Raw genomic sequence first — 26554 nt, 5'->3', positions numbered from 1 at the left:
CTTTTATACAGGAGCTTTTACCATCTTCCCGAGTAAAATGTACAGGTTATAGTAAAAGCCCCCTTCTAATATAGCTAGACTTTGGTCAAAGCGTATAACCAAAGTCTAACTCTTTTATAAAACTAACTTACGAATGTCAGAGATTACTGAACCAAGCGTCACAGCAAAACGTGCCGCTAATGCGCCGTCAATAACTCGGTGATCATAAGAAAGTGATAATGGCAACATTAAGCGAGGCTCAAACTCTTTACCATTCCATTTAGGTTTCATTTCAGATTTTGAAACACCTAAAATAGCGACTTCTGGTGCATTAACGATTGGCGTGAATGCCGTACCACCAATACCACCTAAGCTAGAAATAGTGAAACAGCCACCTTGCATGTCAGCCGCTTTTAACTTGCCTTCACGCGCTTTAATGCTGATTTCCACTAGCTCTTTTGATAGCTCGTAAATGCCTTTCTTATCAACATCACGTACTACCGGAACAACTAAGCCGTTTGGCGTATCAACTGCAATACCAATGTGGAAGTATTTCTTAAGAATTAAGCTTTCACCATCTTCACTCAAGCTAGAGTTAAATACTGGGAATTCAGCAAGTGTTTTCGCTACCGCTTTCATCATGAACACAAGTGGCGTGATCTTAAAGCCCATTTTCTGCTTTTCACACACTACATTTTGTTCTTTACGGAATTTCTCAAGTTCAGTGATATCACACTCTTCAAATTGGGTAACATGTGGAATCGTTACCCAGTTGCGGTGTAAGAATGGACCTGAAATCTTCTGAATACGGCTAAGCTCTTTCGTTTCGATTTCGCCAAATTTAGAGAAATCGACAGACTTACCGGCAACAACTTGTAAACCGCCTTCGCCACCAGCTGTTGAACCGCCGGCAGTTGCTTTTGGTCGAGACAACTCGTATTTAACGTAAGATTGAACGTCTTCTTTTAAGATGCGACCTTTACGACCAGTACCTTTAACTAGGGTTAAGTCAACGCCAAATTCACGTGCTAAACGACGAATCGAAGGAGAAGTGTACACCGTACCACTTGCCTTGAATTCACCCGCTGAAGGGTGATGAGGTACAGGTGCTGCTTTTTTCTCAGCTGCAGGTTTTGTTGCTGGTGCAGCAGGCTTCTCTGCAACTGGTGCTGGAGCTGCTGGCTGTTCTATTGCCGCAGGTGCGCCGCTGTTAGTCTCTAATTTAATGACTAAGCCACCAGTACCAATTTTGTCGCCAACATTTACTAGCACTTCCTTAACGATACCGGCATGGCTTGAAGGCACATCCATAGTCGCTTTGTCAGTTTCTAGTGTGATCAAGCCATCTTCTTCTTGAACTTCATCACCAACTGACACTAATACATCGATAATATCGACTTCACCGTCTTCACCGATGTCAGGTACAACAACGTCAATGACTTCACTACCACCTGCTGGTGCAACTGGTGCACTTGGTGCTTCTGCCGCTGGAGCAGGAGCTGCAGGAGCTTCTGGTACTGGCGCAGGTTCTGGCTCTGCAACTGGTTCTTGTGCCGCGACTTCAGCGCCAGCAGCTTTTAATTCACCAATGACATCGCCTTCTTTTAACTTGTCGCCAACTGCAACAGATAAAGCCGTTAATTCACCTGCCATTGGAGCAGGGATATCCATTGAAGCTTTGTCAGTTTCAACAGTAACAATACCGTCTTCTGCTTCCAAGCTGTCGCCAACGGCAACTAATACTTCAATGACTTCAACTTCGTCACCGCCCACATCTGGAACAAGAATTTGTTGAACATCAGACATAATCTATTTCTCCTGTTCGATTACGCGTAAAGCGGGTTAAGCTTTTCAGTGTCAATGTCGAAACGCTTAATTGCTTCGGCAACGACTTTACGCTCAACTTCACCACGGTTAGCTAACTCGTATAATGAAGCAACCACAATGTATGCAGCATTGACTTCGAAATGACGACGTAAGTTAGCGCGGCTATCGGAGCGACCAAAACCGTCTGTACCTAAACAGCGGTAATCGGTATCGATAAAGGCACGAACTTGGTCAGAGTATGCTTTAACATAGTCTGTTGCAGCAATGGCAGGACCAGCATCTTTAGTGATCACTTGACCAACATAAGGTACTTGCGGCTCTGCTTCAGGGTTAAGCATGTTCTGACGAATTACGTCTTGACCTTCACGTGCTAATTCGTTGAATGACGTTACTGAGTAAACATCAGAAGATACGCCGTAATCATTTGCCAGAATCTGCGCTGCTTCACGTACTTGAATTAAGATAGTACCTGAGCCCATTAACTGTACGTTTGCTTTCGCTGATTTAGCTTCAACTCGCTCTAACTGATAAATACCTTTAATGATCTTATCAGCAATATCTTTATCTTCTGGTAATGCAGGGTGCTGGTAGTTCTCGTTCATTAACGTTAAGTAGTAGAAAATATTCTCGTTATTTTCATACATACGACGTAAACCGTCTTGAACGATAACAGCCACTTCGTAACCGTAAGTTGGGTCATAAGTGACACAGTTAGGAATAAGACCAGCTTGAACATGTGAGTGACCATCTTGGTGCTGCAGACCTTCACCGTTAAGTGTTGTACGACCTGAAGTTGCACCTAATAAGAACCCACGTGCTTGCGAGTCGCCCGCAGCCCATGCTAAGTCACCAACGCGTTGGAAACCAAACATAGAGTAGTAGATGTAGAACGGAATCGTTGTTGCGTTACATGTTGAGTAAGATGTACCCGATGCAACCCAAGAAGCCATAGCACCTAATTCATTGATACCTTCTTGAAGTACCTGACCTTTTTTGTCTTCACGGTAGTAAGCAACTTGGTCGGCATCTTGAGGCACATATTTTTGACCTTCATTTGCGTAAATACCTACTTGACGGAACAAGCCTTCCATACCGAAAGTACGTGCTTCATCTGGAATAATTGGCACTACACGCTTACCAATCTTCTTGTCTTTAAGAAGTGCGTTAAGTACACGAACAAATGTCATAGTACTTGATACTTCACGCTCACCTGAACCTTTAGTAATAGCGTCAAAGGCTTTAAGCGATGGAATTTCTAATTGTTCGTCAGCTTGAACACGACGAGCAGGTAATGCCCCACCAAGTGATTCACGACGTGCACGCATGTACTTCATTTCAGCGCTATCTTCGTCAAACTTGAAGAAAGGTAAATCTTCAATTTGCTCATCAGAAATTGGCATGTTGAAACGGTCACGGTATTGCTTGATAGAATCAACATCCATCTTCTTCACGTTATGTGCAACGTTTTGTGCTTCACCAGACTCACCTAAACCAAAACCTTTAACAGTTTTCGCTAAGATAACAGTTGGGCGACCTTTAGTATTAATCGCTTTATCGTAAGCTGCATAAACTTTAACTGGATCATGACCACCACGGTTTAAGCGCCAGATATCTTCATCAGACATGTTAGCAACCATAGCTGCTGTTTCTGGGTACTTACCGAAGAAGTTGTCACGCGTGTACTTACCGCCTTTGGCTTTACAGTTTTGGTACTCACCGTCCACGGTTTCATTCATTAGGTCTAATAGTTTACCTGATGTGTCACGCGCAATTAATGGATCCCAGTAAGAACCCCAAATCACTTTAATAACTTCCCAGCCCGCGCCTCGGAATGTACCTTCAAGCTCTTGAATAATCTTACCGTTACCACGTACTGGGCCGTCAAGACGTTGTAAGTTACAGTTGATAACGAAGGTTAAGTTATCTAAGCCTTCGCGAGAAGCTAGGCCAATAGCACCTAGTGATTCTGGCTCATCACACTCACCGTCACCCATGAAGCAATACACGCGTTGATCTGAACAATCTTTAATACCACGGTTAGTAAGGTACTTAAGGAAGCGCGCAGTGTAAATTGCTTGCAATGGACCTAAGCCCATAGAAACCGTTGGGAACTGCCAAAAGTCATCCATTAGGTGAGGATGTGGGTATGAAGATAAGCCGTTACCATCTACTTCTTGACGGAAGTTAGCCATTTGCTCTTCTGTTAAACGGCCTTCTAAGAAAGCACGAGCATAAATACCTGGAGAGATATGACCTTGAGCAAAAATAAAATCGCCGCCGTTTTCTGGGCCAGCTGCTTTGAAGAAGTGGTTAAAACCAACATCGTATAACATCGCACTTGAAGCGAAAGAACCGATGTGGCCACCTAATTCTAAATCTTTCTTAGACGCACGAAGAACAAGCGCCATAGCATTCCAACGAATTGCTGCACGAATGCGTGCTTCAATTGTTTGGTCAGCAGGCATATGTGGTTCTTGTCCCGGTGGAATTGTGTTTACATAAGCAGTTGTTGCATCGAATGGTAAATGTGTACCACTGCGACGTGCTTGATCGATTAATTTTTCTAGTAAGTAATGAGCGCGCTCTGGACCTTCATTTTCCAAAACCGCTTCCATTGATTCGATCCACTCTTGTGTTTCTAGTGAATCGATATCCATGTTTTCTGGGAGCTCAGACATAATTACTTAGTCTCCGTTAGTTTTATAAGTAAATTTTTAATTGAAACGTAGAACAACATTTTCGCTACTTTCAATCTGTAACTTTCGTTTCAGGCGCTTACCTAAAACTTAAATTCGCTGCATTCGACGCATAGAGCGTTCCATTCTGCTCTGCTCTTCCGTCAAATTCAGTAAAACTTCTTCAATGAACGCTAGGTGGCGATGGCTAGCGCCCCATGCTTTTTGGGGCTGCCCTGTTAATATCGCTTCCATTAATCGCGTTCTGTATTCAGCAATCTTGGCGAATATATCAGGTCGCTGCGCCAAAACTGTTAAATTCTGTTCAATGTTATCTTTTACGACCGCCGCCATACTGCGTGCTAAATGCAAAATCACTGCATTATGAGATGCAGCACAAATAGCGAGATAAAATTCAAACACCGCTTCGGCTTCTAAACGATAATCTGCTTCAATTTGCGCCGTACCAATTGCTTCATGCTTTTGCTTAATTAAATCAAAGTCGGCTTTAGTGCCGCGCATGGCCGCATAGTATGCAGACATACCTTCAATACCGTGGCGAAACTCTAATAAATCGAATTGTGATTCAGAGTTACTGGCCATCAAGTCAAATAAAGGATCAGAAAAGCCTTTCAATATTTGATCGCTAACAAAAGTACCGCCACCTTGACGACGACTCACTAAGCCTTTGGCTTCTAATTTTTGAATTGCTTCACGTAACGAAGGTCGAGAAACATCAAATTGCTTCGCTAATTCACGTTCAGGTGGTAATTTTTCACCTGGCTTTAAACTTCCTTCCAAGATCATCGCTTCAAGCTGCGCCAAAATAACATCTGACAACTTAGCTTGTTTCACTGGTTGTTTAATCTTTGAAAGTACCATTATGCTCACGTTTTAAAGGCCACTTAGCCTAATTCAAGTTATCTTTTATTCATTTCCAGTGCGTATAAATTCACTGGTAAATTGGTAATACCAATATAAAAATCGGCATAAAAAATAGCAAAAAGTGCATAGTTTGTAAATAGAACATAGTTTAGTTGCTCAAAAAAACAACATTTTATTTCTTACATTTACTAAACATTTTTCCACAACACACCGACATTTTTCCGACATTTTCGTTAATTCATTTTGCTAAAGATGCTCCTAATATTTCATCGCTTTCAATTAAGACGAAAAGGAAAACAAGGAATGGTAAGTCTCAAAAAAATGACAATAGTTAGTTTACTTCCACTATTAGTCGCGACGGGATGCAAGCTTGATAGTAAAGATCCCGACTTTAAAGATCACAATATTGTTATTGAATGGACTAGTTATGGCGTCCCTCATATCAAGGCGGAAAATTTCACCGATTTAGGAGCAGGTTTGGGGTATGTTTTAGCACAGGACAGACTTTGCAATTATGCCGAACGCTTTATAACAGTTAGCAGCGAACGAGCGAAAATATTTGGCGCAGATGAAGAAAACAGGAATGTGAATTCTGATCTTGCTTATTTGCACCTTGGATTAGACAAACAAGCAAACGATAACTTTAGTGCATTAGATGAGCGAAATCAGCACTTAATGAAAGGCTTCGCAAAAGGGTACAATCGTTGGCTTGATGAAAACAAAACCCTTCCACAAGAATGCGCTAATTATGTGGCAAACATAAATCATATAGACGTTTATAAACTAAATTTATCGCTCAATTATTGGGGGTTTATCGAAAACTATTTTGAGGAGCTGGCGACCGCACAACCAAATGCTAATAGCTCAATCAACTCGCTATTGAACAAGCCCTTTGAACAATATGAAAAATTCAAGGGCAGCAATGGATGGGCTTTAGGTAAAGATCTTACCCAGTCAGGGACTGGCATTTTGCTCTCAAATACTCACCTACCTCATGCCCCCAAATATTCTTGGTATGAAGCACACTTAACGATAGACGATAAAATAGACGTATATGGAGGGTTTTTACCTGGGTTTACTACACCCGCGCTCGGCTTTAACAAGTCTTTTGGATGGACACATACATGGACAGCATCGACACCAGGGTCTTTTTATTTGCTTACACAAAGTGAAGGAAATGCGTTGTCATATGAATACGACGACATTATAAAGTCTTTAGTCGCGAATACTTATACCATCGAAGTTTTAGATGATGACAATCAACTTAGCACCATAGAGCGCACACTATATACAAGTCACTATGGGCCTATTGTTGCTTTTAACGATGACGGCACTATGGTTGCGGCTAAAGACGCATCTAGTCAATCAAGTAATCAAGCTGACTACTGGCTTAAGCTTGCCACAAGCAAAAATGTTCCTAGTGCAATTTCGCTAAATGAACAGGGATATAAAACAGGCTCTCAAAACATTATGATGACTGATAGCAATGGTGACACGTTTTATGCAGATCTAGCATCAATACCTGATTTATCAGACGAAGCTTGGCAGATAATATCAGAGCACCCTTTGCTTTCTAAAGAGCGAGGTGTCTTACTTGACGGTTCAAACTCTGTATTTGAATGGAGCCAAACAACCCCTTACGCGAAAGTGCCCAAAAGATCATCGACAAGTTATGTTCAAAACGCAAATGAAGCTGCGTGGCTAGTTAACCTTGAGGCGCCATTAACCGAATACTTACCTTTATATGGTGTAATAAATTACCCACAATCGACAAGAACACGGCTTAGTGTCGAGCTACTAGAAACCTTTAAAGACAGCAAGAGCAAAGTAACGCTTACAGATGTTCAACAAGTAATGTTTGATCAACGGTTGTTTTTAGCAGAGAAAATTGTCGATGATCTTGTATTGCGCTGCCAAGCTCACCCCGTCGTATATTTATCTGTTATCGAACAAACTATTGATACGTCTGAGGCATGTTCAGTTCTGGCTCAATGGGACAAAAAAGCCAATTTAGACAGTATTGGAACCCACATTTTTAGAGAGTACGCATACGTCGTTCATGAGTCTTTGCTTTTTAACGACTGTAATGGAGAGCCATGCTGGCGTGTCCCTTTTTCTGCAGAAAACCCAATTAATACACCTTATGGCCTAAAAGGCGCAGTCAATTTAGACGAGGATATTCATTTACAAGCCCTCGCCTACGCTACTATGGTTATTAACAATGCAGGAATTTCACTCACAGCCAAATTGTCCGAATTACAGTCACTTGTTAAAGAAGAACGATCTTTCCCCATTAGTGGAGGCTATGGCGATATAACTGGAAGTTTCAGTACCATCGGCGTAAGCCCTAGTAAATCAAAGAATTACTTTTCATTTGCGGGGCTAGAAAGCACAGGCTATTCCATAAATACAGGTGATGGCTTTATATTTATATCTGAATTTACCGATACCGGCGTAAAAGGAAAAAGCATGTTGTTATATAGTCAATCGAATCTAAAAACATCATCGCACTATTTCGACCAAGCAGCCCTACTAGCAAACGAAGAGTATAAAACTATCGCATTTACGCGAGGCGAAATTAAAGCAGACAAAAACTACCGAAAAGAAAAACTGGAAATTAAATAAACCCAATAAAAAAGAGGTGATAAACACCTCTTTTTTTACTCGAAGAAATTAGTTAGCTAATAACACCCGTAATAATAAACAATGAAATGGCAGCTAAACAAAGGAGTAAAGTACGTTTTGCTAACCTAACGAGTAAGCATGGCTCAGCGGTACAGTCGCCTTGCTCAACCATAAAATCTTCAGATTTTTGCGCGACGGTTGTTAGCATTTCATAAGGAGACTTATTTACTTCAAGAAGATAATCTAGCCATACAGGCATTGCGCGAGAAAAGTGCCCAACTAACATATAGCCAAAAGACACGATACGCACTGGCAGCCAATCTAAAACAAACAACGCTTTACGATTGAACTCAATAATCTTCTGATCAGCCTCAGTGCAACTTGAATAAGTGTGCTCATCCTGCTCAAGGCTTTCATCGTTAGTTTCTTCTGCGCTATCAATTTCATCAGAACTATCTTCATGTGCAGACGCTTTCATCACCTGTTCGTCATTTTCATATTGGCATGCAGGAGATTCATTTAACTTTGAAAGTAGTCTGTAAAATAGAGCTCCAGGCGCTCCAAACAGCACAAAGAAAATCATAATAGCGATAAAGTAACGGTAGTTTAGCCACACTAAGGTAGCGCCAAAGCCGCCATCAGGAAGGTTTTTATCTTGAATCAACTGTTTGTAATACAATGAAGCAGTTGTTTGCTCGCCTCTAAAAGCAGCCATTAAATATTGTTTGTATGTGTCGCGCGTTTTAACGCAACCAAAGCAGCCAATCAATATTAAGGTTGATAATAAGAAATGGATTAGGCCATCGCTAACCAAACTAAGTAAAAAATAACAAAGCAAAACAGGTAATACGATAAGTGTAATGTTGGCCGCTAACGAGCGTGTAGGAGAGCCAAAAGTTGCAAACTTTTTGAACAAACGAAGGTAACGTTGATAATACACGTTAAATTGCCACGCCGAAGAAGATAAATAGCGCTCTGCCGCTAAGGCAATTAATAAGCTTAGTAAACTCATGTCTACGTCCAATAGTTAATAACTAAAATCAAACTAATCCCAATTTAAATCGCTATATTAGCGATTTAAATTTTTGCCAATCAAATGCTTTACCAGGATCGGTTTTCCTCTCTGGTGCGATGTCGCAATGCCCTACAATATTTTCGTTAATTTGCGGGTATTCTAACAACAAGGCTTTCGTTAATTTGCTAAGCGTTTGATATTGCTCATCAGTATAAGGAATTACATCGGTTCCTTCCAGCTCTATTCCAATAGAAAAATCATTACATTTATCTCTTCCTTGATAGTTAGACACACCCGCGTGCCAAGCTCTATCATTAAAAGAAACATACTGAATCACTTCACCGTCTCTTCTGATTAAACAATGTGCCGAGACCCTAAGTTGATATATTTCAGGAAACGTTTCATGTGCGTGAGGATCTAGGCGCCCTAAAAACAAATCTGTGATGTAGTTTCCACCAAACTCCCCCGGTGGCAACGAAATATTGTGAACAACTAATAGATCTATATTTTCAGGTGCGTAATTTTCACGTTGGTCAAAGTGTGGTGAAGGCTCTTTTTGAGCCATAATGTACCAACCATTTTCAATAAGCGGCTTTTCACGTTGATCTGTTGATAGGTTAGAATCCGTATTTTGCATTGTGGATCAGGTTTTATTTATTCTACACTGGCAATTAGCTTACTGCTTCCTAAGGATGAAAAACAAGTTGTGACTAAACAAACACCTCCTGATATTAATTTAGGCCGATACTTCGTTTGGGTTGCCTGGATAATAGCCTTTGCAATTTTAATATTTGTCTTTCAAAAATTGCTTGATGATCAGTGGAACCCAAACAGCTCCCCCGAGTACTTTTTAGACGAGCGTGGCGACGCGCAAGTTGTGCTTGAGCAAAACCGAGCGGGACACTACGTTACACGCGGTACGATAAATGGCCATTCAGTCGTCTTTTTGTTAGATACCGGCGCGACAAACGTATCAATTCCAGCTCATTTGGCTCAACAATTGGGATTGAAAGGCTATGGAACTTACCCTGTGCAAACCGCTAACGGTACAGTGCGTGTTGCTAAAACTAAACTCAATGAACTCTCAATTGGCAATATATATTTGTACGATGTCGACGCACATTTAAACCCAGGAATGAGATCCAATGAAATATTGTTAGGCATGAGTGCATTGAAACAGGTAGAATTCACCCAATCAGGAAAACAGCTAACCTTAACCCAAAGATAAAAGCGATTTATTCATGTTATCTCCAAACCTTCTAAATGATATTCAACGAACAGTTTCATGGGCTTTATGCGAAGACTTAGGCGTAACGTCGCCAGAATTACTGCACGAAGCAAGTGATATAACTGCCGAATTAATTCCACAAGAAAACCGAGCTGTCGCCAATGTTATCAGCAGAGACGAATGTGTTATTTGTGGTGTGGAGTGGGTCAACCAAGTATTCAAGTTACTAGATAGCGCGTACGGATTAACCGGAGATAACGCCACTAAAATTACGTGGTTTGTTAACGACGGACAAAGCGTAAGAGAAAACACTACCTTATTTGAATTGTCTGGCAATAGCCGAATTCTATTAACGGGTGAGCGCACTGCTTTAAATTTCTTACAGTCGTTATCGGGTACCGCAACAATTACGTCTACTTACGTGTCGGCATTAGCAGGTACGACAACTCAATTACTTGATACTCGAAAAACAATTCCAGGTCTTAGAAGCGCACAAAAATATGCAGTCACTTGTGGTGGCGGCCAAAATCACCGTATCGGTCTGTTTGATGCCTTTTTGATAAAAGAAAACCACATCGCTGCTTGCGGGGGTATTGAACAAGCGGTAACAACGGCTAAACAAAACCACGCCGATAAAAAAGTAGAAGTAGAAGTAGAGTCAATAGAAGAGCTCACAACAGCGCTAAATGCTAAAGCAGATATTATCATGCTAGATAACTTCACACCTGAGATGATCGAACATGCTGTTGAACTCACAGCGAGCATCTCACAAGGTAATACCAAATTAGAAGTATCAGGCAATATGACACTAGAAACGCTAACAACCTACGCTAAAGCTGGTGTAGATTATATTTCTGTTGGCGCAATCACAAAACATGTTAACGCCGTCGATTTATCGATGCGCTTTGTTTAAAAGAAGCAAAGTAAAAAGCTGACAACAAATAAAAAGGCGCGTAAGCTGACTGCTTGATTGCGCCTTTTCTCGCTCTATTAACCTTTCAATTCGTTTTTTATAAACAAAAGCACCTTTAAACTTTCTTTTTCTTGTCAAATTACCGTCTTTGTAATGCAACAAACGGACAAATTACGACTAAAAATCCATTAAATTTTAACCAATTGTTATTAAAGCCCTGCAAAAATGAAAAAAATCAAAAAAAAATGGTTTCAAAGTTTTACATTTTAGCGATTTTGTCGCAGTATGAAGAAAGCCCCCGTAATAACTAGTATGGAATTAATTATTATGAACAAGACACTCCAAAATATCCTAACGGCTAAAAAAGGCCAAAAAGGTTTTACTCTAATTGAATTGATGATCGTTGTTGCCATTATCGGTATTTTGGCAGCGGTAGCTTTACCTGCATACCAGAACTACTCTGACCGTGCAGCGTTTGCAGAAGCCGTTCTTGCAGCGACTCCTTATAAAACTGCAGTTGAATTAGCAATTCAAACAAAGAACCCAGCAGCGTTAACAGCTTTAGATGCTGGTGCTCTAGGTATTCCTGCGGCAATTGCTCAAACAGCAGCAGTTAACGGTGTTGGTGTAGCAGACGGTGTTATTACTGTAACTTGGGCGAATGATGGCTCAAACTTAGCTGGTGTTACTTATACACTTACAGCAGACGGTATTACTTCTCCAGTTACATGGACTGAAGGCGGTTCTTGTTTAACTAACGGTTTATGTTAATCAGTTAGTAATAAAGGGAGCTACTTGCTCCCTTTTTTGACTCTATGAAAAGAAGTTCTGGATTCACCCTCATAGAATTAATGTTAGTAGTTGCCATTATCGGCATACTGGCAGCAGTCGCACTGCCTGCATATCGCCTTTATACAGATAGAGCAGCCTTTTCAGAAATTGTTCTATCCGTTTCAAAATACAAGTCTGCCGTTTATACCGCTATTGCCACTAAAAATCCTGCCAACTTGACCGTTTTAGATCAAGGAACCAATGGCATTCCGGTACCAGATCCAGGCTATAGCCGAATCAAATCGATTACAATTCAAGATGGTGTAATTGAAGTGACAGCTGATGGTGGCTCGTTAGACGGGGTAACTTACACCTTATCGCCGAGCGGAGTAACCTTTCCATTAACGTGGACAGAAGGCGGCACCTGTAAAACCTTAGGGTATTGTTAAAAGTCCGAAACTTTTTAATTCGTACTCCATTTGATATTTAACTGGGTTACCAACCTAACATCAAAGCAATTTTTCTTTCCTAGCAAAAATACGTTACACTTTAACCTAGTATGAATAAACTAAAGATTACCAAGGTGTTATGAAAGGGCTTCATCAGCAATCCAGTGTCTTATCGGCACTGTCCAAACATGATTTGGTGCCAAATGAAATGGTGGACCAGATCAGTGCTGATTTTATCCAGCAAAAAAAGCCATTTGTTCGCTACCTTGTTGAAGATAAACACTTTAATGCGGAAAATATAGCTAACGTATTGTCAAAAAGCTTTGGTTACCCATTGTTAGATCTCAGTTATTTTGACACTACCTTAGTACCAGATGGCGTTCGCAACGAAAAGCTCATTCGCAAACATAATGCACTACCGCTTTACCTCAGAGGGAAAGTGCTCTATGTAGCAATGTCAGATCCCACTAATTTAGACGCTCTAGAAGAAATTCAGTTTAATACCGGTTACGCCACTGAACTTGTATTAACTGATGAAAAAAGCTTACACGATAATATTGAGCGTATCTTAGAAGAAGAAACTGATGCATTAGATATTAGTGATATCGACACTGAAGAGTTGTCGGGTATCGATGTTCAAGAAGAGAAGAAAGAAGATGAAGATGTCGGTGCTGAAAAAGAAGACGCACCTATCGTTGTTTATATTAATAAGATCTTATTAGACGCCATTAAAAAAGGGGCGTCTGACTTACACTTTGAACCGTATGAGAAAAGCTACCGCATTCGTTTTCGAATTGATGGTATATTAACAGAAGTAGCCCGTCCACCTAGTTCGTTATCCGCTAGGATGGCAGCAAGACTGAAAGTTATGTCTAAATTAGATATTGCTGAGCGCCGAGTACCTCAGGATGGCCGCATTAAACTCGCCTTATCTAAGCGAAAGTCCATCGATTTCCGTGTCTCTACACTACCTACTATGTGGGGAGAGAAAATAGTAATGCGTATTCTCGATTCTTCTAGCGCTATGTTAGGAATCGACATGTTGGGTTATGAGCCAGACCAAAAGCAAATCTACATGGACGCGTTAGCTCAACCGCAGGGTATGATTTTAGTAACAGGGCCAACGGGTTCAGGTAAAACGGTTTCTTTGTATACAGGGCTTAATATCCTCAATACTGCAGAACGTAACATTTCAACTGCGGAAGATCCTGTAGAAATTAACCTAGAAGGTATTAATCAGGTACAAATAAACACGAGAGCAGGCTTGACCTTCCCGAGTGCGCTGCGTTCATTCTTGCGACAAGATCCCGATATTGTTATGGTCGGTGAAATTCGAGATTTGGAAACCGCTGAAATAGCAATAAAGGCAGCACAAACCGGTCATTTAGTGCTATCGACTTTGCATACCAATTCAGCAGCTGAAACGCTTACCCGTCTTTTAAATATGGGTGTCCCCTCTTATAACGTTGCGAGTTCTGTTTCCATTATTATCGCCCAACGACTTGCTCGTCGACTTTGCACTCAATGTAAAGAAGAAGAACATATCCCTAAGCAAGAGCTACTCAATCAAGGGTTTCCATCGGATGTTATCGGCCAGTTTACCTTATATAAGCCTGTAGGATGCGACCAGTGCACTGGCGGCTATAAAGGGCGAGTTGGTATTTATGAAGTAATAAAGCTAAACGAAAGAATCTCAAGCATTATTATGGAAGGTGGAAATTCCTTAGATATTGCCGCACAATGCCAAAAAGAAGGCTTCAATAACTTACGACAATCTGGCTTACAAAAAGCCATGCAGGGTGTGACAAGTTTAGAGGAAGTAAACCGAGTTACTAAAACTTAATGTAATAAAAGAATAAGGAGCGCTTATGGCGGTTTCAGCAGCAAAAGCAACGGCACCTAAACCTTTAGATGTATTCCTTTGGCAAGGAGTAAATCGCAAAGGGAAGAAAGTGAATGGTGAGTTATCTGCTGTTAGCATGCTGGAGCTAAAAGCGCAGCTTAGAAAGCAAGGTATTACCCCTGGCCGAATAAAGAAAAAGCCAAAACCATTGTTTGGTATGGGCGGCGATAAACCGATTACTCAAGGGGACATCGCCGTAATAACACGCCAAATTGCCACTATGCTAGGCGCTGGTGTTCCTTTAGTTCAAACGATAGAAATGATCGGCAAAGGCCATAGTAATGGCAAAATGCAAAAACTTTTAGGTGAAATAGGCACCAAGCTTGCTTCTGGCTTACCCCTTTCAGACTGTTTAAGAGAACACCCCATCTACTTTGACGATTTATATTGTGACTTAGTTGCTTCAGGCGAACAATCGGGTGCTTTGGAAACCATTTACGATCGAATTGCAACCTACAAAGAAAAGGCTGAAGCGTTAAAAGCTAAAATAAAGAAAGCGCTCACCTATCCAATTGCGGTACTCGTTATAGCCGCAATTGTTACTTCCATTTTATTGATTTTCGTTGTGCCTGTTTTTGAAGAAATATTTCAAAGCTTTGGCGCCGAGCTTCCCGCTTTTACCCAATTTGTATTATTAATATCAGAGATTATGCAGTCTTATTGGTATATAGCATTAGGCGTTATGTTTGCTATAGGCTTTGTTTTTAAACGTGCACACCGCAATAGCCAAAAATTTAGAGACAGTGTTGATAAAAAAATCTTAAAAATCCCTGTGATTGGTGATCTATTAGAAAAAGCAGCTGTTGCACGATATGCTCGAACGTTGTCAACCACCTTTGCTGCTGGTGTGCCTCTTCCCGATGCGTTAGCGTCTGCTGCTGGAGCTTCCGGTAACGCTGTATTTAGAGATGCTATATTAGAAATTCGTTCTGAGGTATCTTCTGGTATGCAGATGAATCTAGCGATGCGCAACTGTAGCATTTTTCCTGACATGGTTATTCAAATGGTTGCCATAGGCGAGGAATCGGGATCTGTTGATGACATGCTGAGTAAAGTAGCAACCGTATACGAGCAGCAAGTAGATGACGCAGTTGACTCTCTTACTAGCCTTTTAGAGCCAATGATTATGGCGGTTTTAGGTGTCGTAATCGGTGGTCTTATTGTTGCAATGTATCTACCTATTTTCCAAATTGGCCAAGTCGTCTAGCTGCCAACACCAAATTTAACAATAGGTGTTGGCTTAAGGTTTATCTTTGAAAAGTATTGCCTTACACTGACCACATTAACACCCAAAAAGAAGAAAAACCGTGTTCTCTGATATGTTGTTTGTGTTTGAATCTTACCCTTTAGCCTTTTATATAACGGTAGTTTTAGTAGGTTTAGCAATTGGCAGCTTCTTAAATGTCGTCATTTATCGTTTCCCCAAGATGCTAGAAAAAGAGTGGTATTTCGAATGCCGAGAATTTTTAGCCGATGAAGTTAAAGACGTTCCTGCGAAATCGTTTCCTGAACTAACCCTTTCAACGCCAGGTTCAACTTGCCCTAAATGTCAGCATAAAATTCGATTTTACGAAAATATTCCCGTTATCAGCTGGTTATTTTTAAAAGGTAAATGTAGCCAATGCAAAAGTAACATATCCATTCGATACCCTATTGTTGAAGCTATAACTGGCTTATTGAGCTTAGTAGTAGCCCAGCATTTTGGCTTAAGCTGGCTAACCTTGGCCGTATTAGTGCTGACCTGGGGATTGATTTGTTTAACTATGATTGATTTTGATCACATGCTCCTTCCAGATCAAATCACATTACCATTATTATGGCTTGGCTTGTTGGTAAACCTAAATGGCGCGATCGTGCCACTAGAACAAGCTGTCATTGGAGCCGTAGCTGGTTATATGAGCCTTTACTCCGTATATTGGCTATTTAAACAATTAACAGGCAAAGAAGGAATGGGCTTCGGCGACTTTAAACTAGTTGCAGTTTTTGGTGCCTGGATGGGATGGGAGCTGCTAGTGTTACTGATATTATTGTCATCGTTATTAGGCGCAATAGTCGGTGGTGCACTCATGGCTATTCAAGGGCGAGATAAATCTCACGCCATCCCTTTTGGCCCTTATATCGCAATTGCTGGTTGGTTCTGTCTTTTATGGGGTGAGCCTGTTTGGCATTGGTATTTAGGTAGCTACAGTTAATGAGTAATTACATTATTGGCCTAACGGGCGGTATCGGCAGCGGTAAAACAACAGTATCAAATGAATTTGCCAAGCTCGGCATCGATATCATTGACGCAGATGTCGTAGCAAGGCAAGTAGTCGAGCCAAATTCTCCAGCATTAGCACAAATTTCCCAGCGTTTTGGCGAGAAAATACTGTTAGATAACGGCGGTTTAAATCGTGCAAAATTGCGTGAACTGATTTTTGCAAACGAAAGTGATAAAGAGTGGCTAAACAACTTACTTCACCCGCTTATAAGACAAGAAATGCTAACACAAATAGATCAAGCAAGTTCTCCTTATTGTCTTTTATCCGCCCCTCTTTTATTTGAAAATAACTTGCACAAACTAGTCAACCGCTCCTTGGTGATCGACATTGACCAAGAAACGCAAATAAGCCGCACGACTAAAAGAGATAACGTCAGTGAAGAGCAAGTTGAGGCCATAATCAACAGTCAAATTGCACGACAGCAACGCCTTAAACTTGCTGATGATGTTATTGATAACAGTACACTATCTTTCAATGATATTCAGAAAAAGGTCGCCCCCCTGCATCGCGCTTACCTTGAGTTAGCAGAGTCTCAACCTTAAATTTCTTAATCGTTCACAACGCAAGTGGTTGACCTCTACCATGAAAAATATTCGCGATTTTTCTAATTCATGGTAAAGTACTGATGAATTTTAAATTTTGTACAAAAAATGGCCTTTGTTTTATACGAACATCCGCTAAACGAGCGAATAAGAAATTACTTAAAACTTGAGCAGCTTTTTGCCCATGCAAATGAGTGTGTCGGTATAGAAGCTAAGCTTGGTCATCAGCTGTACTTTCAATCGTTATTTTCAATTTTAGATACGTTAGAGCGAAATGACATTCGCGGCGATCTCATTAAAGACCTCGAAAAATTAGAGCAAAATCTTGTCGTTTGGTCAAAATCACCTGAAGTTAACGACTCGGCTCTGCAAGATACCCTACAACAAACTATTTCGCTTTTATGCCAATTGAAGTCTAACAATGCTAATAGACAACCACTGAAAGATGATAAGTTTCTTTCTAGCCTAAAACAACGGTTTGCCATACAAGGCGGCAGTGCTTGTTTCGACTTACCACAATTGCACTATTGGTTAAGCCACCCTTCAGATAAAACCAGTGCGCAAATGCAAGCTTGGCTAAATCAACTCGATGAAATCTACCGCTCTCTCTTTATAATTTTAAAGTTTATTCGTATCAAAAGTAATTTTACCCAGATAGAAACTGATAAAGGTTTTTTTCAGGAAAGCGGAGAAGGCTTATCCTTACTAAGGATTAAAGTACAACAATCGGCTGATCATTACCCAACAGTTAGCGGAAACCGTTTTCGTTACTCGATACGTTTTATGTGCCCATGTGAAAAAAGTGGCCGACAATATTGTGATACCGCGATTACTTTTGAATTAGCCCGTTGTTAAAAACGCCGGTGTCATTCACCTTTACCTCACTTCCGAATATAATACACAACAGATTAAAAAATAGCGTTCAAGTGATCTACTATGACAACAACAGTTAACTGCCCTACCTGCGAAAAAACAGTAAAATGGGTACCCGAAAGTGAGTTCCGCCCTTTTTGTAGTCAGCGATGCAAGCTTATTGACCTAGGTGATTGGGCGGAGGAAAACCACAAAATATCTCAGCCGGTTCAAGCTGATATTGAAATGAGTGAAGAGCTACTTGACGCTTTAGAAGAAGAGTTTGCTCAACACAACAAGTTTTTTGTAGAACCGGAATAATAAATAACAATTACAGTTGTTTTAGCGCTGCGACAATCTCTTTATTTGCTTCAGGAAAATCTAACTGGTCAAGTTCGCTAATGTGAAACCACGCTTCTTCTTGACCTTCCTGAGCACTTGGCTCTCCTTGAAAGTTATCAATAACAAACACTTCTAGCTTCACCTGCTTATCACCATAGTCATGCTCTATCGTAATCAAAGGAAAACACGATAGTATATCAATAGCAATTTCCTCTTGAAGCTCTCTATAAAGCGCTTCAGCAACAGATTCGCTTTTTTCCACCTTGCCACCAGGAAACTCCCATTTTCCACCTTGGTGGACATTTAAGGCACGTTTAGTAAGGAATACATCTTCATTAACTAAAACAACACCTACTGCTACATGAACTTGTTTCATTTTAACTCCGCATAAAAAATGCCAATCTCTAGATTGGCATTTTATTAATTTTTAATTTGGCTTATAGCTAGATAATTAAGACAGCTTGCCACAACATTGTTTGTACTTTTTACCCGAACCACATGGGCATGGCTCGTTACGCCCTACGCGCGTGGCTGGCTCTTTGAAGTTTGGTTCTGAGTCATGACTTAGTTGCTTAGGCGTACTCTCAGCTTTTCTATGTTGCTCTTCGACCGCTTCAACATCTGATTCAGCTTGAATACGGACTTTACTTAAAATACCGACCACGTCATGTTTTAAGTTATCCAGCATTTCAGAGAATAGCTCAAAAGATTCGCGCTTGTATTCTTGCTTAGGATTCTTCTGTGCGTAACCACGTAGATGAATACCCTGACGTAAATGGTCCATCGCAGCCAAATGCTCTTTCCATAAGCCATCTAAGCTTTGCAACATAACGGCTTTTTCAAAGTGACGAATAACCTCAGGGCCAACTTGCTCTTCTTTTTCTTGATATTGCTGCTCGACAATACCTTGAATTTTTTCACGTAGCGTTTCTTCGTGTAAGCTCTTATCTTCTTCTAACCATTGTGCAATTGGCATTTCAATCGATAGATCGCCCTTCACGCGCTCTTCTAAGCCTGCAACATCCCACATTTCTTCAAGAGATTGTGGTGGAATGTGTTGGCTAATCATTTGATCTACAACATCATGGCGAATGTTTGCAATCACATCTTTAATGTCTGCTTCGTCCATTAATTCGTTACGTTGCTCGTAAATCACTTTACGCTGATCATTAGCAACATCATCAAACTCTAACAATTGTTTACGAACATCGAAGTTTCGGCCTTCAACTTTGCGTTGAGCATTCTCGATACTCTTAGTTACCCACGGATGCTCTATCGCTTCGCCGCGCTCCATGCCTAATTTACGCATCATGTTAGTAATACGCTCAGACGCGAAGATTCGCATTAAGCCATCTTCCATAGACAAGTAGAAACGGGTAGAACCGGCGTCACCTTGACGGCCAGAACGACCACGTAGCTGATTATCGATACGACGTGATTCATGACGCTCAGTAGCAACAATATGTAAGCCACCAAGTTCTAGTACTTTGTCGTGTTCAACCTGCCACTCTTCTTTTGCTTTAGCAATGCTTGCTTCAGATTGGTCTTTAAGCTTCGCAATAGCAGCATCCAAATTACCACCCAACACGATATCGGTACCACGACCTGCCATGTTAGTAGCGATAGTAACTGCGCCAATCTTACCTGCTTCAGCGACAATTTCTGCTTCTTGCTCATGGAATTTAGCATTCAGTACTTTGTGTTTGATTTTGGCTTTTCTTAAGAAAGAAGATAAAAATTCAGACGTTTCTATGCTAATCGTACCAACAAGTACAGGCTGTCCACGCTCTACACAGTCTTTGATATCTTCTAATATCGCTTCAAACTTTTCTTCAGCGGTAAGATAAATAAGGTCAGCCATATCATCACGGATCATTGGGCGGTTAGTCGGGATAACCACGGTTTCTAATCCATAGATATGATTAAATTCGAATGCTTCTGTATCTGCCGTACCTGTCATACCTGAAAGACGTTGGTATAAGCGGAAATAGTTTTGGAAAGTAATTGATGCTAACGTTTGGTTTTCATTTTGAATCTTAACACCTTCTTTTGCTTCTACCGCTTGGTGCAAACCTTCAGACCAGCGACGGCCTTCCATCGTACGACCAGTATGTTCATCAACAATAACGATTTCATCTTCTTTAACGATGTAATCAATATCCTTTTGGAACAAGTTGTGTGCTCTTAACGCCGCCATTACATGGTGAAGCAAAGTGATATTTGCGGCAGAGAATAAAGAGTCACCCTCTTGAATTAACTGCTTCTCATGTAAAATTGATTCGATGCGAACTTGTCCACGTTCTGTTAGATAAATTTGCTTCGCTTTTTCATCAATGGTGAAGTCACCTTCAACGAAGTCTTCTGATTGACCAGTTTCTTCATCTTTATCTTCTTCACTTTGACGCTCTAAATTCGGCACGATCGCGTTAATAGCTAAGTACAATTCTGAGCTATCTTCCGCTGCACCAGAAATAATAAGAGGTGTTCGCGCTTCATCAATCAAGATTGAATCAACTTCATCGATAATGGCGAAATTAAGTGGTTTTTGTACTCGCTCTTCTGGAGAGAACGCCATGTTATCGCGTAAATAATCAAAACCAAACTCGTTGTTAGTACCGTAAGTGATATCTGATTGATACGCAGCTTGTTTTTCAGGGTGTGGCATTCCAGGAATATTACAGCCAACCGTTAAGCCTAAGAATTCAAATAAAGGACGTGACCAGTCAGCATCACGTTTAGCGAGGTAATCATTCACGGTAATAACATGAACACCTTTGCCCGTTAATGCATTTAGATATGCAGGTAACGTCGCAGTAAGTGTTTTACCTTCACCCGTTCTCATCTCGGCGATCTTGCCTTGATTCAGAACCATGCCACCAATCATTTGTACGTCAAAATGGCGCATACCAAAAACACGCTTACTGGCTTCACGCACAACAGCAAACGCTTCTGGTAATAACGCTTCAATGGTTTCATTGTTCGCAAGACGCTCTCTAAACTCTGCTGTTTTGGCTTTTAGCTCGTCGTCAGACAAAGCTTCTATTGCAGGTTCCAGTGCGTTAATTTTTGCGACTTCTTTGCGCATTTGTTTGATTAATCGGTCATTACGGCTACCGAAAAGCTTTGTTAGTATATTTGCAAACATCTTGTTTAAACCATCATTAGAAGAACTTTCTTCTGTCTATAAAATAAAAGTGATCGGCTAATGCCGATCACTAAAAAATTTCGCTATATCATCGCTTATTTGGCTTTGCGATACACGTACTTTATTGGATTAATTTGCTTATTATTTCGCAAAATCTCGTAATGAACATGAGGACCTGTTGATCGCCCAGTACTGCCCATGCGAGCAATAACTTGTCCTTTACTTACCACATCACCTACTTCAACGAGTAGCTTTTTATTGTGGCCATAACGTGTTTTCATTCCCTTGCCATGATCAATTTCAATTAATCTACCATAGCCATAACGGTCACTTGCCCAAGTAACAACACCAGCTGCTGTAGCAATTATCTCAGCATCTTCTTTGCCAGCAAAGTCTACGCCTTTGTGCATAGCAGGGCGACCAGTAAACGGGTCTTTTCGCGTGCCAAAATAGGATGACAACCAACCTTTAGTGATAGGTCTACCCGATAAATAGCTCGTGTTTTCTATATGGTGACCTAATGTTAAAGATTCAAGCAGTTTTAATTGTTTTTCTTCAAGAGCAAGCTCAGATTCAATTTGCGTAATGTCCTGCAATAACTCTGCTAAGGTTTTTCCTTGGCTAGATTGAGCGCTTTCAATAGGACCACCTGATGGTGGCTGCTCTTGAAAGTTAAATTCGTTTTCAGGGATATTCGCTTTATCAGCTAATCGTTCCCCTAGGGCATTTAAACGTAACACCTGACTTTGTAATTCCGCTAATTTTACTGTTAACGCAACGACTTGTTGCTTGCTAGCTGCAAGCTCAGGATTTACTTGTGTAACGGGGGTAAGTAATAATTCATCTTGTTGACTAGGTTTCGCATCTGACGACATGATCAAATGAACGACAATACCCGACACTAAAGCGAAAGATGCTAGCGCAGATAGCCAGTGAAGCTTATTGAGCTTCATTGAAAATCTTACATTCTTTCCGCGGTAAAGTAGTGTTAAACTCATATCTGAATTACTATGTTCTCATTATTTGTTGTTACTTGGTGCTGCATTATGGCTAGAAAAACCGTTTCACCTAAGGATACGTTAAGTCTCCTCAATGCTTCACAGGGCACTTTGGCACAAATTACAAAAAAATCCAACTATTTATCCCAAGTAAAAGACATTGTACGACAAACCTGCCCTGACCTACCACCCCAAGTATGGCATATCGCTAATATTAGAGAAAAAACCTGCGTTATAGGCGTATCCTCAGCTATCTGGTCACAACGATTGCAGTTTGAGAAAGTAAACATCAGTCAACAACTTGCCGAAAAAACAGAGGGATTACTGAATCAAATAGAAATTTCCGTCCGCCCAATGATGAATAAGGCTGACTCATCTCAATATGGCAAGCAGGATCGGGAGGTTGAAATGAAGTCTATGTCACAATCTTCTGCAAATCATTTACTAGACGTAGCGATTAACGCGCCCAAAGGGCTGCAAGAAAAACTAAGAAAATTAGCGACACACGTAAATAAGAACAAATAGCGCTAATAAGAAGGCGAAAAAAAACCGAACTAAAAGTTCGGTTTTTTTATAACCATTAATTCGATTAGAAGCTAGAAGCAGTCACTTCTTGAAACTCAATCGGCGACGCAACTGTATCTTCGTAAGTCACCCATTCCCAAGCGTCTGTCTGCTTGAACACTTCACGTAACAATATGTTGTTAAGACCGTGACCTGATTTAAACGCATTAAGCTCGCCAAGAATACTGTGGCCACACATATATAAGTCGCCAATAGCATCAAGGATTTTGTGCTTAACAAACTCGTCATCATAACGCAGTTCATCTTTATTTAGCATGGTAAAATCATCTAAAACAATTGCATTTTCTAAGCTACCGCCTAATGCCAAATTATGTGAACGTAAGTACTCAATATCACGAACAAAACCGAATGTTCTAGCACGACTAATTTCTTTAATAAAAGAGCAAGTCGATAAATCCATTGTCATGTGTTGACCAGTATTCGCGATAATTGGGTGATCAAAGTCAATTGAGAAATTAACTTTAAAACCTTCATGCGGCTTTAACTCTGCCCACTTATCACCTTCTTCAACACGAATAGGCTTTTTAATTCGAATAAAGCGTTTAGCTGAAGCTTGTGACTCAATACCAACAGATTGAATAAGGTAAACAAAAGGTAACGAACTGCCATCCATAATAGGAATTTCATGCGAATCGACATCAATAATAAGATTATCAATTCCCATACCTGCAACAGCAGCGAGCAAGTGCTCGACGGTGGAAATCTTGACACCTTGCTCGTTCACTAAACACGTACACATAGTAGTTTCGCCAACCGCTTCAGGGCTCGCTTTTATATCGACTACAGGGTCTAAATCTACACGACGAAAGATAATACCTGTATTAGCAGGAGCAGGACGGAGAGTGAGCTGCACTTTATTACCTTTGTGTAAACCTACACCAACAGCCGTAACGCTGTTTTTAATTGTACGTTGTTTAATCATAAATAGCCTTCTTAAGCCTTTTTAACGCAATATATTACCACCGCCAAAATCGCGGGCGCATAATATAGCAAAAAAACCTAACAAATTCAAAACATCAGCATATTGAGTTTTCAATAAGCTTCAACCAATCTTTTCTAACGCGAGATTATTAGTCTGCCTGCTTTCTTAAAAATGCAGGAATATCTAAATAATCATCTAACGCTGCAGCAGGCACTTTCTGTGCTTGAACCTGTGCATTAGCCTCTGGCATAGCTGCTGTTTGCGCAGCGGCTTCAGGCTGAGCATTTGGCACAAACTCTTGACCTACAGCAATAGGTTCCACTGCTGGAGCAGGGTTTACTAAGGTAATATCAGGCTTACGCTCAGCACCAATACCTGTTGCAACAACAGTAACACGAAGTTCATCTGTCATTTCTGGATCGATAACGGCACCTACAACTACGGTCGCATTTTCAGAAGCAAATGCTTTTACCGCATTACCTACTGTTTCAAACTCATCAATTGAGATATCCATGCCCGCAGTAATATTAACCAAAATTCCTCGCGCGCCAGCTAAATCAACATCTTCTAACAGCGGGCTAGAAATTGCCGCTTCTGCTGCTTCTTCTGCACGATCTTCGCCCGATGCGATACCTGAGCCCATCATGGCAGTACCCATTTCAGACATAACTGTTCTAACGTCGGCAAAGTCAACGTTTATGAGTCCAGGACGCGTAATAAGTTCCGCAATACCTTGAACTGCACCTAATAAAACATTATTAGCCGCTTTAAATGCGTCTAATAATGACGTACCTGGGCCTAAAACCTTTAATAGTTTTTCGTTAGGAATTGTAATTAATGAATCTACGTTTTGCGCAAGGAATTCGATTCCTTGGTCTGCGTAATTCATACGCTTTTTACCTTCAAACGGGAAAGGCTTAGTAACAACAGCTACGGTAAGAATACCTAACTCTTTTGCAACTTCAGCAACAACCGGCGCAGCACCTGTACCTGTACCACCGCCCATACCAGCAGCAATAAATACCATATCCGCACCTTGTAAAGTTTCACGGATAGTATCGCGGTCTTCTTCAGCACTTCGACGGCCAATTTCTGGGTTTGCACCAGCACCTAAGCCTTTAGTCACATCACCACCGATTTGTAATGTCACGTTCGCTGATGAATTACGCAATGCTTGTGAGTCGGTATTTGCTGTTACAAACTCTACGCCTTCAATAGTTTGTGTCACCATGTGTTCTACGGCATTACCGCCACCGCCACCAACACCGATAACTTTGATCACTGCTTCTTCGTTATGATCTTCCATTAATTCAAACATTTTTTCTCTCCAAATGTTATGTTTTGTTCCACCAAAACTGTTTTTACCAATAATTATTTAACTTCTTAATAAACCAAGAATTAAAATTCACCTTTAAACCATGCAAGAATACGTGAACCTAAACTCACGCTATTTTCGCCGGATTTAGTCTCATTATTTTGCTGCTCATTTGCTTGCATACCGTAATGAAGCAAACCAACAACTGTTGCGTATGTTGGGTCGTTAACATACTCTTTTAAACCAGATACACTTTGTGGCGTCGCTACGCGCACAGGCATTTGAAATACTTCTTCAGCAAATTCGACAACGCCTTCCATTTTTGCAGTACCACCAGTAAATACATAACCAGCAGCTATTTGATCTTCCAAGCCACTTTGTCTTAACTCTTCTTGAATGAGTTCGAAAAGTTCGTGATAACGCGGCTCTACGACTTCCGCTAATGTATGACGAGACATAGAGCGTGCAGGACGGCCACCAACACTTGGTACTTCAATGTTCTCTTCCATACTCACCATCTGACGCAACGCACATGCGTATTGCACTTTGATGTCTTCTGCATGGCTAAGTGGTGTTCTAAATATCTTCGCGATATCACTAGTCACTTGGTTACCTGCCACTGGAATAACAGCTGTATGGCGCAGTGCACCACCAGTAAACACGGCTATATCTATGGTTCCAGCACCAATATCGACTACACAAATACCTAACTCTTTTTCATCGTCTGTCAGTACGCCATAACTTGACGCTAAAGCAGAAAAAATAAGTTGATCTGCGCGAACGTTACAACGCTCCACACACTTAACAATATTTTTCGCCATATCATTAGCACAGGTAACAATATGTACTTTGGCTTCCATACGAACGCCCGACATACCAATTGGGCTCTTAATGCCGTCTTGACAGTCGATAGAGTATTCTTGTGGCAATACATGCAACATGCGACGCTCTGCTGAAATAGGAACAGAGCGTGCCGTATGGATAACATTATCTACGTCGTCTTGAGTAACTTCTTGGTCATTAATCGGCACCATGCCATTTTCGTTCTGACAACTAATGTGTTTACCTGATATACCAAGATACACAGACGTAATATTGCAATCTGCCATCAACTCAGCTTCATTAATCGCTCGTTGAATAGACTGAATGACGAGGTTTAGATCGTTAACACCACCTTTGTCCATGCCGCGCGCAGGCTGATTACCCACACCAACAATACTCAGTTGGTTGTCTGGGGTAATTTCGCCAACCGCCACTGAGATTTTTGACGTCCCAATGTCCAGGCCGACCACAAGATTTCGTTCTGTTACTTTCGCCATTTA

Annotated in this window: 23 protein-coding genes; 12 read left to right on the top strand and 11 right to left on the bottom strand. The window is 40.9% G+C overall.

The annotated features are described in order from the left end of the window. Positions 1-114 precede the first annotated feature (114 nt). From aceF to pdhR, 3 genes are all read right to left on the bottom strand, one after another. Positions 115-1785, bottom strand: a complete 1671-nt coding sequence (gene aceF / locus ACOB80_RS00395; RefSeq protein ID WP_473163814.1) for a dihydrolipoyllysine-residue acetyltransferase — start codon at positions 1783-1785, stop codon at positions 115-117. A 20-nt stretch (positions 1786-1805) separates the two neighbouring features. Beyond that, positions 1806-4484: a pyruvate dehydrogenase (acetyl-transferring), homodimeric type gene (gene aceE, locus ACOB80_RS00390; RefSeq protein ID WP_473163813.1), complete on the bottom strand. Its 2679-nt coding sequence runs from the start codon at positions 4482-4484 to the stop codon at positions 1806-1808. 108 nt (positions 4485-4592) lie between these two features. After that, positions 4593-5363 (bottom strand): pyruvate dehydrogenase complex transcriptional repressor PdhR, encoded by a 771-nt coding sequence (pdhR, locus tag ACOB80_RS00385; protein WP_473163812.1) that lies wholly within the window; start codon positions 5361-5363, stop codon positions 4593-4595. Positions 5364-5669: 306 nt separating this feature from the next. Here pdhR and ACOB80_RS00380 point away from each other — a divergent pair, with 306 nt between their 5' ends. Next, a complete protein-coding gene (locus ACOB80_RS00380; protein ID WP_473163811.1) occupies positions 5670-7991 on the top strand; it encodes a penicillin acylase family protein in 2322 nt (773 codons plus the stop codon). 52 nt (positions 7992-8043) lie between these two features. Here ACOB80_RS00380 and ampE read toward each other — a convergent pair whose 3' ends face one another. Together ampE and ampD are read right to left on the bottom strand one after the other, a co-directional pair. Further along, positions 8044-9003 (bottom strand): beta-lactamase regulator AmpE, encoded by a 960-nt coding sequence (gene ampE / locus ACOB80_RS00375; RefSeq protein WP_473163810.1) that lies wholly within the window; start codon positions 9001-9003, stop codon positions 8044-8046. A 52-nt stretch (positions 9004-9055) separates the two neighbouring features. Then, positions 9056-9643, bottom strand: a complete 588-nt coding sequence (gene ampD, locus ACOB80_RS00370) for a 1,6-anhydro-N-acetylmuramyl-L-alanine amidase AmpD (RefSeq protein ID WP_473163809.1) — start codon at positions 9641-9643, stop codon at positions 9056-9058. A gap of 69 nt (positions 9644-9712) precedes the next feature. Between ampD and ACOB80_RS00365 the strand changes: the two genes are divergently transcribed. The 10 genes from ACOB80_RS00365 to yacG all read left to right on the top strand — a co-directional run bounded on the left by ACOB80_RS00365 (position 9713) and on the right by yacG (position 18246). Next, positions 9713-10234, top strand: coding sequence for a retropepsin-like aspartic protease family protein (locus tag ACOB80_RS00365; RefSeq protein WP_473163808.1), 522 nt, complete (start codon positions 9713-9715; stop codon positions 10232-10234). Between the two features lie 13 nt (positions 10235-10247). Next, entirely contained in the window at positions 10248-11147 is a 900-nt protein-coding gene (gene nadC, locus ACOB80_RS00360) for a carboxylating nicotinate-nucleotide diphosphorylase (protein WP_473163807.1), read from the top strand. 327 nt (positions 11148-11474) lie between these two features. Beyond that, complete coding sequence (locus tag ACOB80_RS00355) at positions 11475-11918, top strand: pilin (protein ID WP_473163806.1); 444 nt, start codon at positions 11475-11477, stop codon at positions 11916-11918. 44 nt (positions 11919-11962) lie between these two features. Further along, the gene (locus ACOB80_RS00350; RefSeq protein ID WP_473163805.1) at positions 11963-12367 is read left to right on the top strand and encodes a pilin; all 405 of its coding nucleotides are present in this window, start codon (positions 11963-11965) and stop codon (positions 12365-12367) included. A gap of 139 nt (positions 12368-12506) precedes the next feature. Next, positions 12507-14210, top strand: a complete 1704-nt coding sequence (gene pilB / locus ACOB80_RS00345) for a type IV-A pilus assembly ATPase PilB (protein ID WP_473163804.1) — start codon at positions 12507-12509, stop codon at positions 14208-14210. A 25-nt stretch (positions 14211-14235) separates the two neighbouring features. Then, entirely contained in the window at positions 14236-15477 is a 1242-nt protein-coding gene (locus tag ACOB80_RS00340; RefSeq protein WP_473163803.1) for a type II secretion system F family protein, read from the top strand. Positions 15478-15589: 112 nt separating this feature from the next. Then, the gene (locus ACOB80_RS00335) at positions 15590-16462 is read left to right on the top strand and encodes a prepilin peptidase (RefSeq protein ID WP_473164771.1); all 873 of its coding nucleotides are present in this window, start codon (positions 15590-15592) and stop codon (positions 16460-16462) included. Further along, complete coding sequence (gene coaE / locus ACOB80_RS00330; protein WP_473163802.1) at positions 16462-17073, top strand: dephospho-CoA kinase; 612 nt, start codon at positions 16462-16464, stop codon at positions 17071-17073. The genes ACOB80_RS00335 and coaE overlap by 1 nt, the downstream gene beginning before the upstream one ends. A gap of 108 nt (positions 17074-17181) precedes the next feature. Beyond that, complete coding sequence (gene zapD, locus ACOB80_RS00325) at positions 17182-17928, top strand: cell division protein ZapD (RefSeq protein WP_473163801.1); 747 nt, start codon at positions 17182-17184, stop codon at positions 17926-17928. Positions 17929-18009: 81 nt separating this feature from the next. Beyond that, a complete protein-coding gene (yacG, locus tag ACOB80_RS00320) occupies positions 18010-18246 on the top strand; it encodes a DNA gyrase inhibitor YacG (protein ID WP_473163800.1) in 237 nt (78 codons plus the stop codon). A 10-nt stretch (positions 18247-18256) separates the two neighbouring features. Here yacG and mutT read toward each other — a convergent pair whose 3' ends face one another. The 3 genes from mutT to ACOB80_RS00305 form a co-directional block, all read right to left on the bottom strand. Next, positions 18257-18643, bottom strand: coding sequence for an 8-oxo-dGTP diphosphatase MutT (gene mutT / locus ACOB80_RS00315; protein WP_473163799.1), 387 nt, complete (start codon positions 18641-18643; stop codon positions 18257-18259). Between the two features lie 75 nt (positions 18644-18718). Continuing rightward, positions 18719-21412 (bottom strand): preprotein translocase subunit SecA, encoded by a 2694-nt coding sequence (gene secA / locus ACOB80_RS00310; RefSeq protein WP_473163798.1) that lies wholly within the window; start codon positions 21410-21412, stop codon positions 18719-18721. Positions 21413-21507: 95 nt separating this feature from the next. Next, positions 21508-22365 (bottom strand): M23 family metallopeptidase, encoded by an 858-nt coding sequence (locus ACOB80_RS00305; RefSeq protein ID WP_473163797.1) that lies wholly within the window; start codon positions 22363-22365, stop codon positions 21508-21510. Positions 22366-22458: 93 nt separating this feature from the next. Between ACOB80_RS00305 and ACOB80_RS00300 the strand changes: the two genes are divergently transcribed. Continuing rightward, complete coding sequence (locus ACOB80_RS00300; protein WP_473163796.1) at positions 22459-22935, top strand: DUF721 domain-containing protein; 477 nt, start codon at positions 22459-22461, stop codon at positions 22933-22935. Positions 22936-22999: 64 nt separating this feature from the next. Here ACOB80_RS00300 and lpxC read toward each other — a convergent pair whose 3' ends face one another. The 3 genes from lpxC to ftsA all read right to left on the bottom strand — a co-directional run bounded on the left by lpxC (position 23000) and on the right by ftsA (position 26551). Further along, complete coding sequence (gene lpxC, locus ACOB80_RS00295; RefSeq protein WP_473163795.1) at positions 23000-23917, bottom strand: UDP-3-O-acyl-N-acetylglucosamine deacetylase; 918 nt, start codon at positions 23915-23917, stop codon at positions 23000-23002. A gap of 148 nt (positions 23918-24065) precedes the next feature. Continuing rightward, the gene (gene ftsZ / locus ACOB80_RS00290) at positions 24066-25235 is read right to left on the bottom strand and encodes a cell division protein FtsZ (RefSeq protein ID WP_473163794.1); all 1170 of its coding nucleotides are present in this window, start codon (positions 25233-25235) and stop codon (positions 24066-24068) included. 80 nt (positions 25236-25315) lie between these two features. Next, on the bottom strand, positions 25316-26551 hold the full coding sequence (gene ftsA / locus ACOB80_RS00285; protein WP_473163793.1) for a cell division protein FtsA: 1236 nt from the start codon (positions 26549-26551) through the stop codon (positions 25316-25318). Positions 26552-26554: the final 3 nt, after the last annotated feature.

The organism is Thalassotalea coralli, assembly GCF_055786205.1.
The sequence above is the reverse complement of the archived record's forward strand: the minus strand, read 5'-3'. Positions and strand labels throughout refer to the sequence as shown.